General features: G+C 27.1%; 14 protein-coding genes. 6 read left to right on the plus strand and 8 right to left on the minus strand.

Annotated elements, in window-relative coordinates; all coding sequences use genetic code 11:
- Window positions 1–94: 94 nt before the first annotated feature.
- Genes AVBRAN9331_RS05605 through murJ form a run of 8 tightly spaced genes read right to left on the minus strand, consistent with a single transcriptional unit; the run spans window position 95 to window position 9139 of the window.
- Window positions 95–1195, minus strand: coding sequence for a M50 family metallopeptidase (locus tag AVBRAN9331_RS05605; protein WP_214117736.1), 1101 nt, complete (start codon window positions 1193–1195; stop codon window positions 95–97).
- Window positions 1192–1731 (minus strand): CDP-diacylglycerol--glycerol-3-phosphate 3-phosphatidyltransferase, encoded by a 540-nt coding sequence (pgsA, locus tag AVBRAN9331_RS05610; protein WP_214117756.1) that lies wholly within the window; start codon window positions 1729–1731, stop codon window positions 1192–1194. The genes AVBRAN9331_RS05605 and pgsA overlap by 4 nt, the downstream gene beginning before the upstream one ends.
- Window positions 1731–2513: an enoyl-ACP reductase gene (locus AVBRAN9331_RS05615; protein ID WP_214117735.1), complete on the minus strand. Its 783-nt coding sequence runs from the start codon at window positions 2511–2513 to the stop codon at window positions 1731–1733. The genes pgsA and AVBRAN9331_RS05615 overlap by 1 nt, the downstream gene beginning before the upstream one ends.
- Window positions 2513–3406 carry a 4-hydroxy-tetrahydrodipicolinate synthase gene (dapA, locus tag AVBRAN9331_RS05620; RefSeq protein WP_214117734.1) on the minus strand — a complete coding sequence of 298 codons (894 nt, stop codon included), beginning with the start codon at window positions 3404–3406 and terminating at the stop codon, window positions 2513–2515. The genes AVBRAN9331_RS05615 and dapA overlap by 1 nt, the downstream gene beginning before the upstream one ends.
- Entirely contained in the window at window positions 3403–4632 is a 1230-nt protein-coding gene (locus AVBRAN9331_RS05625; RefSeq protein WP_336612592.1) for a M16 family metallopeptidase, read from the minus strand. Before AVBRAN9331_RS05625 ends, dapA begins: the two co-directional genes overlap by 4 nt.
- Before the next feature lie 10 nt (window positions 4633–4642).
- Window positions 4643–6397, minus strand: a complete 1755-nt coding sequence (locus tag AVBRAN9331_RS05630; RefSeq protein ID WP_336612593.1) for an ABC transporter ATP-binding protein — start codon at window positions 6395–6397, stop codon at window positions 4643–4645.
- Window positions 6394–7740 carry a cysteine--tRNA ligase gene (cysS, locus tag AVBRAN9331_RS05635; protein ID WP_336612594.1) on the minus strand — a complete coding sequence of 449 codons (1347 nt, stop codon included), beginning with the start codon at window positions 7738–7740 and terminating at the stop codon, window positions 6394–6396. Before cysS ends, AVBRAN9331_RS05630 begins: the two co-directional genes overlap by 4 nt.
- The gene (murJ, locus tag AVBRAN9331_RS05640) at window positions 7727–9139 is read right to left on the minus strand and encodes a murein biosynthesis integral membrane protein MurJ (RefSeq protein WP_214117730.1); all 1413 of its coding nucleotides are present in this window, start codon (window positions 9137–9139) and stop codon (window positions 7727–7729) included. Before murJ ends, cysS begins: the two co-directional genes overlap by 14 nt.
- A gap of 62 nt (window positions 9140–9201) precedes the next feature.
- Between murJ and AVBRAN9331_RS05645 the strand changes: the two genes are divergently transcribed.
- Genes AVBRAN9331_RS05645 through AVBRAN9331_RS05670 form a run of 6 tightly spaced genes read left to right on the plus strand, consistent with a single transcriptional unit; the run spans window position 9202 to window position 13721 of the window.
- A complete protein-coding gene (locus tag AVBRAN9331_RS05645; protein WP_336609469.1) occupies window positions 9202–11085 on the plus strand; it encodes a flagellar assembly protein A in 1884 nt (627 codons plus the stop codon).
- On the plus strand, window positions 11082–11636 hold the full coding sequence (gene ruvA, locus AVBRAN9331_RS05650) for a Holliday junction branch migration protein RuvA (protein ID WP_214117728.1): 555 nt from the start codon (window positions 11082–11084) through the stop codon (window positions 11634–11636). The genes AVBRAN9331_RS05645 and ruvA overlap by 4 nt, the downstream gene beginning before the upstream one ends.
- A gap of 9 nt (window positions 11637–11645) precedes the next feature.
- Window positions 11646–12662: a D-alanine--D-alanine ligase gene (locus AVBRAN9331_RS05655; RefSeq protein ID WP_214117727.1), complete on the plus strand. Its 1017-nt coding sequence runs from the start codon at window positions 11646–11648 to the stop codon at window positions 12660–12662.
- The gene (locus AVBRAN9331_RS05660; RefSeq protein WP_336612595.1) at window positions 12662–13156 is read left to right on the plus strand and encodes a thermonuclease family protein; all 495 of its coding nucleotides are present in this window, start codon (window positions 12662–12664) and stop codon (window positions 13154–13156) included. The genes AVBRAN9331_RS05655 and AVBRAN9331_RS05660 overlap by 1 nt, the downstream gene beginning before the upstream one ends.
- Window positions 13153–13305: a hypothetical protein gene (locus AVBRAN9331_RS05665; RefSeq protein WP_214119933.1), complete on the plus strand. Its 153-nt coding sequence runs from the start codon at window positions 13153–13155 to the stop codon at window positions 13303–13305. The genes AVBRAN9331_RS05660 and AVBRAN9331_RS05665 overlap by 4 nt, the downstream gene beginning before the upstream one ends.
- Entirely contained in the window at window positions 13278–13721 is a 444-nt protein-coding gene (locus AVBRAN9331_RS05670; RefSeq protein ID WP_214117724.1) for a hypothetical protein, read from the plus strand. The genes AVBRAN9331_RS05665 and AVBRAN9331_RS05670 overlap by 28 nt, the downstream gene beginning before the upstream one ends.

The raw sequence follows: 13721 nt of genomic DNA on the forward strand, positions 1-13721 counted from the left end.
ATTAAAAATATTGTAAGTAAATTAAAGAATTTAAAATAAGCAAAAATATATAGTGGTTTTAATTATTAGAATTAAAAAACCAATAAAATATACTTTATTGGTTTTCAATAATTCTTGTTATATCATTAAATGTAGCAAATATCATTAAAGAAAATAATAAAAACATTCCAATATAACTAAGTGTAATAAATACTTTTTGATTTACTTCTCTTTTAAAAACTAACTCATATAAATTAAAAACTATATGCCCGCCATCAAGCACAGGAATAGGTAAAAGGTTTAAAATCCCAAGATTAATTGATAATAAAGCTGTAATTATTAGCAGTTTTGAAATTCCAAGTGTAGTAGCCATTGTAGTTGTGTCGGCTATGCTTATAATTCCACCTATATTTTTAGGGCTAACTTCAGCTAATATTAATTTTTTAAGACCTTCAAGGATTAAAAAAGCCCCATCTAAACTCTCTTTAAAAGCCCAAGCAAACACACTAAAATCTCTATGATATTCTATAAAAGTCTCATTTTTAGGCACAATTCCTAATAGTGGTTTTGTGATGATTTCTCCGAAAATATTTTGAGTTTTGCCTTCGTAAGTTTTAATATCAAGTTCTAAAATTTCATTATTTCTTAATACTTTTACATTAATACTACTATCATTTACGAGTGGTTTTATATCGTAAAAATTATTAATTTTAGTGCCATTGATTTTTAGTATTTTATCATTTACTTTTAGTTTTGTATCAGCATATTCGCTAAGCGCACCAATAGTCGGACTAAGCCTTTCAACCCCTATAAAACCTAAACTTATATAGATTAAAAATGCTAAAAGTAGGTTAAAAAATGGACCTGCAAAAAGAATTAAAATCTTTTTAAATGGGTGTAATACCGAATAGCTATCATAATCATAATTTTTAAGAGTAGGGTCGCTATCATCTTGACCTTTCATCTTGACATATCCACCTAAAAACACGCTTGATATTTGATAATCAGTGCCTTTATAATGCTTCACATAAATTGGCTTTCCAAACCCTATGCTAAATGTTAAAACTCTAACTTTAAAGTATTTTGCAGCTAAAAAATGCCCTAATTCATGAAAAAATATCAAAAAAGAAAGTATTAAAATAGTGCCTAAAAAACTAGCCCCATAATGCCAAAAGCAAAAAGCTAAAACAATAAAAGTGAGAATTATATTCTTCATTTTTTTGCCTTAGCGTATTCTATTACATAAATAGCCCCAGAATAAATAGTAAAGAAAAAGCATAGATAAAATAAAATATCTTTTCCCCACCAATCCATTAGTAAAAATCCAATTGCTAACATTTGAAATGTTGTTTTGATTTTACCACTCATATTTGCAGCGATTTTAAGCCCATCAGCTACTATCATAACTCTTAAGCCAGTTATAAAAAACTCACGAACTAATATAAAATAAACTAGAATTTCATTAACCCTTCCCATCATCATAAGCCCTAAAAATGCTGCTAAGGTAAGCATTTTATCAGCCAAAGGGTCTAAAATCTCTCCTAAAATTGTTTTTTGATTCCAAGACCTTGCAATATATCCATCAAAAAAATCAGTTATAGAAGCAATAGTAAAAATAAGAGCTGCTAAATAATTTATCCAAGAAATATGTATGTTGTGAGTATTAACCAACACATTTGAGTGCGTTAATAATATAAATAAAATTGGTGCTAGGACTATCCTAGCACTAGCCAAAAGATTAGGTAAATTCATCACTTGAATGTTGTTCCACCATCTACAATGAATGTATGTCCTGTAACCCAACTAGCTTTATCGGTGCATAAGAATAAACAAGCACCTGCTAAATCTTCAGGTTGCCCCATACGATTTAATGGGCTTAAATTCATTGTAGCTTGTTTTACTTCTTCATAATTAGTAAATGCTTTTAGAGCATCAGTATCAATTGGACCACCACTTACAACATTTACACGGATATTTTTCTCGCCTAATTCAGTTGCTGCATATCTAGCCATTGCTTCAACAGCAGCTTTTGCTGTCCCATGACCTGCATAGTTTTCAATATGAACTAAATTCCCTGTGCTAGAAATTGAAATAATACTTCCGCCGCCAACTTTTTCCATTCTCTTAGCTGCTTCTTGAGCACCACAAACAAAAGCATTAACGGTAGCTGTAAAGATATTATTAATTCCACGAGGTTTAAGTTTCATAAACTTAGTATATCCACCTACAACTGCACGACCTGTAATAATTGCATTTGAGATAAAGAAATCAACTCTATCAAAATCTTCATCAATTTTTAAAAATAAATCTTTATAAGTTTCAGGCTCAAGTATATCAAATGGATAGCATTTAGCTTTAACTTTGTAAGTTTTTTCAATATCAGCAACAATTTCTTGTGCGATTTGTTCGTTTGAATTATAAGTAAATGCAACATTACAACCTGCTTTTGCAAATTCATACACAATAGCCTTACCTATACCACGAGTTCCACCGCTTATTACTAATACTTTATCTTTAAAATTAATCTCTTGCATTAAAATCCTTTTATATCATAATTTTTCATAACTTCTTCTATTCTTTTTAGATTTTCTTTACTAGGAGCACAAAGTGGCAAACGATATTCAAGACTAGGAAGTAATCCTGCTATAAACATTGCTGCTTTTATTGGAATTGGGTTGCTCTCACAAAATAAAATCTTATTTATATTATAAAGTTTATCGTTAATAGATTTTGCATTTTTATAGTTTTCTTTTAAAGCTTCGTGAGTTAAATTAGCAATTTCATTTGGTAAAAGATTTGAAGTAACGCTAATCACACCGCTACCACCATTGCTTAAAATAGGATAATTTATACTATCTTCTCCACTTACAAGTCTTAGTTTTGGCTCGTTTGCTAATAAATCTACGCATTTATCTATATTTCCACTTGCTTCTTTTACTCCGTAAATATTAGGACAATTTCTAAAAAGTTCAATTATAGTTTGACTAGCTATTTCACAACCTGTTCTTCCTGGAACATTATAAAGCATAATAGGAATATCAATTGATTTAGCAATAGCTTCATAGTGTTTATATAATCCACTTTGCATAGGTTTATTGTAATATGGAGTAATGCTTAAAATCCCATCAGCTCCACACTCTTGAGCAAATTTTGCTAAAGATATTGCTTCGTGAGTTGCATTTGAGCCCGCACCTGCTAAAACCTTAGTATTTGTTCCTTTACAAACACTTACTGCGATTTCTATACATCTTTTATGCTCTTCGTGAGTTAAAGTTGGGCTTTCTCCTGTGGTTCCAACAGGAACTACGGCATCAATTCCATTTGCTATTTGTCTTTTAACTAGCTTTTCATAACTAAGTTCATCAATTTTATCATTTTTAAATGGTGTTATTAAAGCTGTCATTGCACCTATTATTTCTTTTTTCATACTTTCTCCTTTAAAATTATTTGAGTTAAATTGTCATCTTTTAGATATTTTTTAAAAACTTGGTTTAAAATTTTATAATCTAATTCTTTTGAAGTTAGAGAATTTAAAAATACATTTACATCTCCAAAACATTCAAATTTACCAATTCCACTCGCTAAAGCACTTGGGTTGGATTTTACTTGATTTATGCTTAATTCTAATTGATTATAAATTGTTCTTGTATCAAATTTATTAAATTTTGTTTGATTAATTAATTTTTTTAGTTGCTTTATTGCTGATTTTGTATTTACTAAATCATTACAAACTCCAAAAATTATAAATAAATTTTCATTCTTAGAGCTTTGCGCGTAAAAGTCCAAATCAGCACATAGATTATATTCATTTATCATTTTATTTTTTATAATTGAGTTTTTATCAAGATTTAAAAATATTGAAATAGCCTTTAAATACTCAAAATCTTCGTGATTAAATGCAGGTATTTTATAAGCACAAGCAAAAATATTAGAATTTAGATTAGGAAAACTAAGTTCTATTTCTTTTAGACCTGTTCTATCTGGTTCATATACTTTATTTTGTGTGATTTTTTTTGCTGATTTTTTACTAAAAATCTCTTCGCACATACTAAAAATATCAATATTAGCTAAATCTCCGCTAATTACTATACAAGCATTATTTGGTGCATAGAATTTAGTATAAAATTCTTTTACAATTTTAGGTGTAAGATTTGCTATATCATCAGCAAATCCAATCGGCGTCCAATGATAACTAGTCTTTATAAAAGCGTAATTATAAATAGCATTATATAAATACCCAAAAGCATCATTTCCTACTCTTAATCTCTCTTCTTCAAGGACTACATCTCTTTCTTTATAAAACTCATCTTTATTAAACAATAACTCACTCATCATACTAGAATATAATTCTAAAACCCTTTTAATATGAATATTTGCGATATTTACATAATATTGAGTGTAATCAAAACTAGTGCAAGCATTATTTACTCCACCTAATGCTTTTATTATCTCATCAAATTCTCCAGCCTTATGAGTTTTTGTGCTTTTAAAAGATAGGTGTTCTAGCAAATGTGCTATACCGCTTTTGCCTAATTCTTCATAACTTGAGCCTACTTTATAAAAGATATTTACACTAGCTACACCTGAATTATCATTTAGATTTACAGCATAAATTTTTAAGCCATTTTTTAATACTTTACTTTCTATATTCATTTTATCTCTTTTAACATTCTTCAAATTTTTCTTTTAATTTTTTATAAAATTCATTATTTTCTAAGCTTTTATCGTTTCCAAATCCCACCATTTTAGAATTATCTAAAATCAAAATATTATCAGCAATTGCAATAGAATTTAATCTATGTGCTATTAGAATAATTATCTTATCTTGCTTAATATTTACTAAGCTTTTTGATATTAAATTCTGACTTTCATTATCTAAAGCACTTGTTGCTTCATCAAAAATTATTATTTCAGGATTTTTATAAAACGCTCTTGCAAGTGCTAGGCGTTGTCTTTGACCGCCGCTAAAATTATTACCTTTTTCACTTAGTTTAGTATAAATTCCATCAGGCATAATACTTATAAAATCATAAGCATTTGCAAGTTTTAAAGCATTAATAACTCTTTCTTCATCAAATTCATTTGCATAAGCAATATTATTTGCAATAGTATCGCTAAATAAATAAATATTTTGTGTAACTATTGCTATTTTTTCTCTTAAGCTATCTAGTGAATAGTTTTTATAATTGTTATTATTTATTTTAATTTCTCCAGAATTTAGCTCATAAAATCTTAAAATAGTATTTACTAAAGAGCTTTTTCCGCTACCACTTCTTCCTATAATTGCGGTGATTTCGCCTTTTTTAAACTCTATACTAACATTATCTAAAGCTAATTTATCATCGTATTTTAAACTAGCATTTTGTAATTTTAGGCTTTTAATTTCTTGATTTAAATTCTCATCTCCACCTTTAATCTCTGGCTCAAGGTCAAGTAAATAAAAAGTCCTTGTGCTAGCTGCTAGGTTTGTTTGAAGACTTGCATAAAGACTTGTAATTCTTTTAACAGGAGTATATATTAAAAATAAAGCCGTTAAAAATGAGAAAAAATTGCCTATTTGCATAGAGCCATTTATAACTTCCATTCCACCTATTATTATAGTTGCCGATACGCCTAAAGCACCAAAAGTCTCCATAATAGGGCTTGTAAAGGCATTTATTTTAGTTCCACGATAGATTAATTTCGCTACATTTTCATTGCTATTTTTGTATTTTTCTAGTTCTAATTTTTCAGCATTTGATGATTTAACTAGTTCAATATTGCCTAAAATCTCATTTAGTCTTGAAGTAAGTTCGGCATAATTTTGTTGTGTTGCTATTCCTATGCTTTTTAATTTTTTTATGAAATATCTAATAGGAAGCATAGCAGCAGGTAAGATAATAAATGCAAAAAAAGCTAATTTTGGGCTTTGAGAAATCACTACATAAAGTAAGCCTAAGGTTGTAATTATTTCTCTTGTAATATCAGGAATGAAATTAGTAAGCACATTTTGAAGACTTCCAATATCATTTAATGAGCGTGATATTAGCTCTCCACTAGGGTGTTTTTGAAAGAATTTCATATCCATTACTATGATTTTTTTTAGGATTTTTTGCCTTAGTCTTTTTGTAATTTCTATACCTATAAAACCCATATTAATTGTTTGCATATAAAGACCTAAATTCTTTATAAAATATAAAGCAAACACACCTAAAGGTAAGATATATAATAATGTTACATCTTTTTCTACAAAGATTTTATTTAAAATCGGTTCAATAATCTTAGCACTACCAGCAGTTCCAGCTGAAGCTAAAATCATACCTATTATTGCTAGAAAAAATCTTATTTTATAATCTTTAAAATAGTGCTTAAACCTTTTTAATACATAAGATAATTTTAATTGGGATACATTTTGATTTTCTATTTCTTTTAAATTCATAAAATCTCCCAATCAACACCATTAGCGCTATCTTGAATGCTTACGCCTAAATTACTTAATTCATTTCTAATACTATCGGCTTTTGCGTAATCTTTATTTTTTTTAGCTTCATTTCTTTCATCAATTAATTTTAGAATTTGAATACGGAATTTCTCATCACAATTTTGTAAATATTCATTAGGATTAATCACTCCAACTCCTAATAATTCAACAATAGCTAAAAACTCATTTTTAAGTTCATCATTAGCTTTTATAGTATTTGCATAATTTACCCATTCATCTACAATTGCAAGTGCTTTTGAAGTATTTAAATCATCGCTTAAAGCTTCAACTAATTTTGATTTTAGCTCACTATTAGGTGCTATTGTTTTTAAATCTAGCTCATTTAAATTAAGCTTTTTTTTCACTCTAAATATTTTATCAAGGCGTTTTTTAGAAGCTTTTAAATCAGTAATTGTGTAATTAAAATCTTGTCTATAATGAGTGCTTAGTAAATAAAATCTAAGTGTTTCTCCGCTAAATTCTTTTAAAGCGTCTTTTACAAAAAAGCTATTATTTAGACTTTTACTCATTTTTTCGTTATTAATATTTACAAAGCCATTATGTAGCCAAAAAGTAGCCAGTTCGTTTTTAGTTGCTAAGCGACATTGACAAGCTTCGTTTTCGTGGTGTGGAAATAACAAATCAGCTCCACCACAATGAATGTGTAATTTAGGAAAAATATCTAAAATCATACAAACACATTCAGTATGCCAACCAGGACGACCTGTGCCAAAACTTGCTTTATAATAATTCTCATCAAATTTCCATAATATAAAATCACTTGCATTCTTTTTATCTACTTCATTTTCAAGTCTTGAGATAGTATCATCTTGAGGTTTGTTTGAAATACTTAAATAAAGTTTATCTAAACTTGTATTTAAATATATTCCATCATCTAATCTATAAGCATATTTTAATTCAAGCAATTTTTCAATAAAACTAATCATTTGATTAATATATTCAGTTGCTCTTGGGCTAATATCAGGCTCTAAAACATTTAAAGCTTTCATATCAGCTTCATAACTTTTAATATAAGTTTCGCTAATTTCAGCTAGACTTTTGCCACTTTCATTCATTTTTTTGATTAATTTATCATCAATATCTGTGTAATTTTTTGCTAATTTTACTTCAAAACCATTTGCTTTAATTACTCTTTTTAATAAATCAAAACTTATGCTTGACCTTGCATGGCCTAAATGTGCGTCATCATAAACGGTTGGACCGCAAACATATATATTTATACATTCATTTTTATATGTAAATTCTTCTTTTTTTCTAGTTTGTGAGTTAAAAAATTGCATTTAAAAATCCTTTTAAATATATTAAAACATAAGCAAATATTACACTAATAAAGATAATTCCTAAGCAAACGCTAGGTCTTAAAATACTAAAAAATCTAGCATAAGAAAACACAAAAAGATAAGCAAGTAGTATAAACCAAGCAGAAATATTAGCACTTATACAAAAGGCTAAAATACCAAAATCTTTTATAAAACATAAACTTGCAATTATACTTATAAAACAAGACATTATTGAAATCTTAGCAGCAATTGAGTGTAAATAATTTGCATTTATCCAAGCTAAAAATAATTTTGAAATTCCAAGTGGAACTATACATAATATATAAAGTCTTAAGACTTTAGCGCATTCAAGTGTGTTTTCATTTGTAAATGCTCCACGCTCAAATAAGAGTTTAATTATCTCTTCGCTTAAAATATAGCCTGTTAATGCAGCAAGTATTAATAAAAGTAGCATTAATTCAAATATTTTTTGAATACTTAAAATAGCATTTTGAATTTTTCCTTGTTTAATATAAGCAATTAAGCTTGGGAAAAATACTTGAGTAAAAGCAATAGCAATTAAGGCTAGTGGGAGTTGATAAAGTCTAGTTGAATAATTAAGATATGAAATACTTGCGTGAGCTAATGAACTAGCTAGAGCAATTTCAACTAATGAGTTTAATTGCGAACTTGATGAGCCAATTAAAGATGAACTAAAATTTTTAAAAAAGCCTTTAAGAGAAGTTTTTTTATTTTTATGATTTAAATTCTTTACATAAATTATCATAGAATGAAAGATTTTATTATCTTTTAAAGCAATCATTAAAATAATTACTTGAATAAAAGCACTTATTAAAATAAAATAAGTAATCATTTTAAGCAATTGTAATTTTTCTAAATCTTTAAATATTAAAAGAGCAGCTACACAAGCAAAATTAAAAATAGAAGCGCTTATGCTAGTTATAAAAAATCTACCTTTATAATTAAGTAAAGACGCAAAAAACGAAGCACAAAAAATAATCACTAAATACCAAATATTAAGCCCGATTAAAGGTGCTGATATTTTTTTAATCTCATCATCAAAACCATAGGCTATTAGATTAGTAAAGATATTAGAAAACATAAAAACAATTAAGGCTATTAAACTAAGTATAGCTATAAAAATTATAAGTATCTTTACACAAAATTCGCCTTTACGATTAGTCTTGGCTAGATTTGGTAAAAAGCTTTGATTAAATGTGCCTTCGGTAAATAAGGTTCTAAAAACACTCGGAAGCTTTATCATTATAAAAAATATATCAGAATAAATACTAGCCCCTAAAAATCTAGCTAGCAAAAAATCTCTACAAAAGCCACTTATTCTTGATATTAAAATACCAAAAATATTGAAAAAATATTTTTTTATTAGTTCTTGTTTCATTCATTTTACTTTTTTAATTTATTTTTAGGTATATTAACGAAAAAAAATAAAGGCTTTACAATTTGGAAAAATACATAATCAAAACAGATAAACCTTATGATGAATTAACAAATTATGCAAATAGATATAGAAAAGATATAAATAATTTAGATTTTAAGGTTCTTCATTATGAGACAATAATCACTAAAGATGGAATGTCTCAAACTCTTTTAGAACACGAATTAGAAGTATTTAACGATGATAAATTCTTTAATGACGATATGGAAATTAAACAAATATATGAAATAGAAATAATAGACAATATTGTTCCATTAATTGATTTTAAGATAGGAACAAATAAAAATCTTACTAAGGTAGTAGCAAATTTTAGTGCTATAAATTATGATGATAAAATAGAATTTGCTGAATATATAGAAAATATTAGAGATTTAATTAATAAAAAATTTATAAAAGCAGGTTTATTACTAGGCATTAGAGAATTTACTTTTCAAGAGCAGCTTGTAAAAATGCTAAAGGCATTTGAAAGTAAGCAAATTATGGAAGCTAGTATAGTTTTAGCTAAGGGGATTGAGCCAATTAATGCTATTAATTCAGAAACCAAGCTTTATTATAAAGATAAAAAAGTAGATGAAAATGCTAAAATTGATTATTCTCAGCGTGGTTTTATAAATGCTATTAGTAAAGATGAATTAATAATTGAATTTATTAAACCAATAAAGGCTGTTAATGGTAAGGATTTAAAAGGAAATATCATTAACGCTACTAATTCTAATATTATAAGTGAGCCTGATTTTAAAGTTAGTGAAAATATTAGAATGCTTGAAGATGATTTGAGTATAAAGTATTATGCAAATATAAATGGCTATGTAACTTTTGTTTATAGAGATAAATTGTATGATATAAAAGATAGTGTTAGCGTTCAAGCTGTGGAATTTAAAACAACAGGTTCAATTGATGCAGGTATTAATAAAGATATTACTTTAAATGTTGATGAACAAGATTATTTAAAAGATGCAGTAGGGGCAAATCTTAGTATAGAAGTAAGCACACTTAATGTAAAAGGAAATATCGCTCAAAATTCAGTAGTAAAAGCAAAAATTGCAAATATAGGCGGACAAACTCATTCAAAAAGTAAGATTTATGCGAAAAAAATCAATATAGAAGTGCATAGGGGTTATTGCGAAGGCGAAGATATAGAAGTAAATAGGCTTGAAAATGGCGTTATTATAGGAAAAAATGTAAGAGTAAAACACGCATTAGGCGGTAAAATCATAGCAAATAAAGTAATGATAGATACGCTCACAACTAATACAACTATAGAAGTTAGTGATATTGCAGTTGTTAAAGAGTGTTTAGGAGAAAATAACAAATTCTTAGTAAGTGCTAGTAAATCTCCAATAATTGTTAAAAGTCTTGAAAAAACTTTAGGTCAATTAGCCGAAGTAAATAAAAATCTATTATCTTTACCAAAAATTATAGATAGTAAAAAATCAATCATAGACGCTAATAAAGATAGTATTATGCAAATTAAACAAAGATTAGCAGAGATGAAACAAAGTAATATTATTCCACCTACTGCATTTTTGCAAAAAATTAGAGATTATCAAAATGTTGTGCTTGAATATAATGATTTAATTACTAAATTAAAAGATTTTAAAGATAAGCATAAAGATTTAGAAGATGATTTAAAAAGATTGCAAAATAAAGTCTATGAAGCAAAGGTTATAAATACTAAAAGATGGGCGAATTTAAATGAAATTAAATTCAAATTACTTTATCCTGATATTGAGCTAACTTATAATACTAAAGAATATGAAGATTTATATTGTTTAAAATTAGAAAGAGTTATGATAGGTGATGAAGAAAGTGCAAAAATAGTAAAGCTAAAAAGAACAGAAGTTAAAAATTACGAAGATGAATTTATGGAAGAAAAGGAAGATTATTGATAGTTTATTTAGAAGGTGAAGTTATTAAAAAAACTCCTGCGTTTATAATCTTAAAAACTTATGGAGTAGGGTATGGAATAAATCTTAGCTTATTAAGTGCTGCTAGGATTAATAAAGGAGATAAAGTAGCTTTATTAATTACTCAAATTATTAAAGAAGATTCAAATAAATTATATGGCTTTTTAGATGAAAGTGAGCAAATATTATTTGAAGCCTTAATAAAAGTAAATGGCATAGGTGCTACAAGTGCTATGGCACTTCTATCATCAATGGATGTAGCGAGTTTGCAAAGTGCTATTATTAATGAAAACGCAAAAGCTTTATGTAAAGCTCCAGGAATTGGTGCTAAGAGTGCAAGTAGATTAATATTAGAATTAAAAGATAAAATAATCAAATTAGGAATAAGTGCGGAGAATAATTATTATTACGAAGCTAGTGAAGCTTTACTTGCTTTAGGCTTTAAACAAGAAGCTGTGATTAAAGCTTTAAAAGATATAAATGCAAATAGTGTTAGCGAAGTAATAAAACTAGCTCTTAAAAAATTAAGTTAAGGAAAATAAATGAAATACGCAATGGTTTTTGGTGGGAATTCTTACGAGCATGAAATAAGCATAGTAAGTGCTGTAACTGTGGCAAAATTATTAGATGATGTAATTTTTATTTATGTTAGTTTTGATAATGAGTTTTATCTAATAGATAAAAATAATATGAATGCAAATTATTTTGCAAAAGGTGGTTTTAAAAATCTTAAGCCTTTAGTATTAAAACAAGGTGGCTTTTATCTTAAAAAACTTTTAGGCGAAGAAAAAGTAGAATTTGATATAGCTATTAATATAGTTCATGGAAAAGATGGCGAAGATGGGAAATTAGCTTCTATGTTTGATTTTTATAATATCAAATACATAGGCCCTAGAACCGCTGCTTGTGTGCTTAGTTTTGATAAACATTTAACTAAACTTTATGCAAATGAAGTAGGGGTTAAAACAATTGCTTATAAATTATTAGAAAGCAAAAATGATGAAGTTGAACTACCTGTTATTTTAAAACCAGCTAGGCTTGGAAGTAGTATAGGTATAAATATAGTAAAAAATAAAGAAGATTTTGCTTATGCGTATGATAGTTCGTATGAATTTGATGACAAGATTTTAGCAGAGCCTTTTATTGAAAATATTCAAGAAGTAAATCTAGCAGGATTTTTTGATGGCGAAAAAATTGTATTTTCAAAGATTGAAGAGCCTAAGAAAAATGGTCATTTAGATTTTGACCAAAAATATCTAAGCTTTAAACAAGAAAAAATAGAAGAAGTAAAACTTAATGATGAGTTAGTAAATAAATTAAAAGACGCTTTTACTAGACTTTATTTGCCATTGTTTAAAGGTGCTTTAATTAGATGCGATTTTTTTATTAAAGATAATGAGATTTATCTAAATGAGATTAATCCAAATCCAGGTTCTTATGCTAATTATTTATTTGATGATTTTAAATCTTCTTTAGAAAAATTAGCAAAATCTATTGAAAGTGATTTTAAAATTAAAGAAAATTTCACATTTTTAAATAAAATTGTAAGAGCTAAATAATGAGATTTGTTTTGATATTCTTGCTAAGTATTAATCTATTTGCAGGAGATTATTTTGTATCAAAAGTAATGGATGGAGATACTATTCAAGTAAGAAAAGGCAAGAAAAAAACAAAAGTTAGATTATATGGCATTGACGCACCTGAAACAAGTCAGAATTTTGGTGCATATTGTACTAGGGTTTTGTCTTCTAAAATAATTGGCAAAAAGGTTGATTTGAAAATCAAAGGCAAAGATAAATATAAAAGAACCATAGCAATTGTATATTTAGATGAGGTAGATATAAATCGCTATGTAGTTCAGCAAGGTTGTGCTTGGGCGTATTCTTATTATACAAATATGTATAAAAGCGATGAGTTAAAAGCAAGACAAGAATTAAAAGGCTTATGGATAGATAAAAACGCTCAAAATCCTTATGAATGGAGAAAAAAGCATAAAAATAGAAGAAGTGAAAGTGAAGAGCTTAAAAAATTATTTCAATGGTTGATAGCATGAAAAAATTGATTGTTTTAATAGCTATTATTTTTAGCTCGTGTGCTAGTAAAGATGGAATTAGGCTTCATTATTATGAAGATTGTAATGAATATTATGACGCAGCTGGGGTTTATCATAAAGAATGTCCAAACAATATTATAGATTTTTAATACTGATTTTTTTTAGTATTAATTTATTTGCAGGTGTGCCTAATTTTGCTTATGAAAAAGAATATATTTTAAAAAAAGATGAATTAGAATGGTTTTTCATAAGTCCTAAGGGTGAAGAAAAATGGCAAAAATATGCCTTTAGATGGACGCATTTTGATAATACGAATTTGATTTTGCTAACTAATTTTAAAGATTATAAAAATTATAGAAAACAATATGTATTATCTCTTAGAAGGGGGCTTGATTTTGTTAAAGAACAAATTTTGCCTAATTACAAAAATCCTAGCATTGATAAAGTTACACTTTTTTTAGAATTTAAGGATTTTAAAGATAATAAAGCTAAAATAAAGGTTTTAGTTATTGATAACGATGGAAGAGTAGATATTGAGTTTAATAAGAATTTAAAAGGGAAGTAG

Origin of the sequence: Campylobacter sp. RM9331 (assembly GCF_020137685.1) — a bacterium.
Lineage (GTDB): Bacteria > Campylobacterota > Campylobacteria > Campylobacterales > Campylobacteraceae > Campylobacter_E.

Bases quoted from the DNA above. Each gene is read 5' to 3' on its own strand.
- AVBRAN9331_RS05605 (WP_214117736.1), bottom strand. From the start codon at position 1,195: ATGAAGAATATAATTCTCACTTTTATTGTTTTAGCTTTTTGCTTTTGG.
- pgsA (WP_214117756.1), bottom strand. From the start codon at position 1,731: ATGAATTTACCTAATCTTTTGGCTAGTGCTAGGATAGTCCTAGCACCA.
- AVBRAN9331_RS05615 (WP_214117735.1), bottom strand. From the start codon at position 2,513: ATGCAAGAGATTAATTTTAAAGATAAAGTATTAGTAATAAGCGGTGGA.
- dapA (WP_214117734.1), bottom strand. From the start codon at position 3,406: ATGAAAAAAGAAATAATAGGTGCAATGACAGCTTTAATAACACCATTT.
- AVBRAN9331_RS05625 (WP_336612592.1), bottom strand. From the start codon at position 4,632: ATGAATATAGAAAGTAAAGTATTAAAAAATGGCTTAAAAATTTATGCT.
- AVBRAN9331_RS05630 (WP_336612593.1), bottom strand. From the start codon at position 6,397: ATGAATTTAAAAGAAATAGAAAATCAAAATGTATCCCAATTAAAATTA.
- cysS (WP_336612594.1), bottom strand. From the start codon at position 7,740: ATGCAATTTTTTAACTCACAAACTAGAAAAAAAGAAGAATTTACATAT.
- murJ (WP_214117730.1), bottom strand. From the start codon at position 9,139: ATGAAACAAGAACTAATAAAAAAATATTTTTTCAATATTTTTGGTATT.
- AVBRAN9331_RS05655 (WP_214117727.1), top strand. From the start codon at position 11,646: ATGAAATACGCAATGGTTTTTGGTGGGAATTCTTACGAGCATGAAATA.
- AVBRAN9331_RS05660 (WP_336612595.1), top strand. From the start codon at position 12,662: ATGAGATTTGTTTTGATATTCTTGCTAAGTATTAATCTATTTGCAGGA.
- AVBRAN9331_RS05665 (WP_214119933.1), top strand. From the start codon at position 13,153: ATGAAAAAATTGATTGTTTTAATAGCTATTATTTTTAGCTCGTGTGCT.
- AVBRAN9331_RS05670 (WP_214117724.1), top strand. From the start codon at position 13,278: ATGTCCAAACAATATTATAGATTTTTAATACTGATTTTTTTTAGTATT.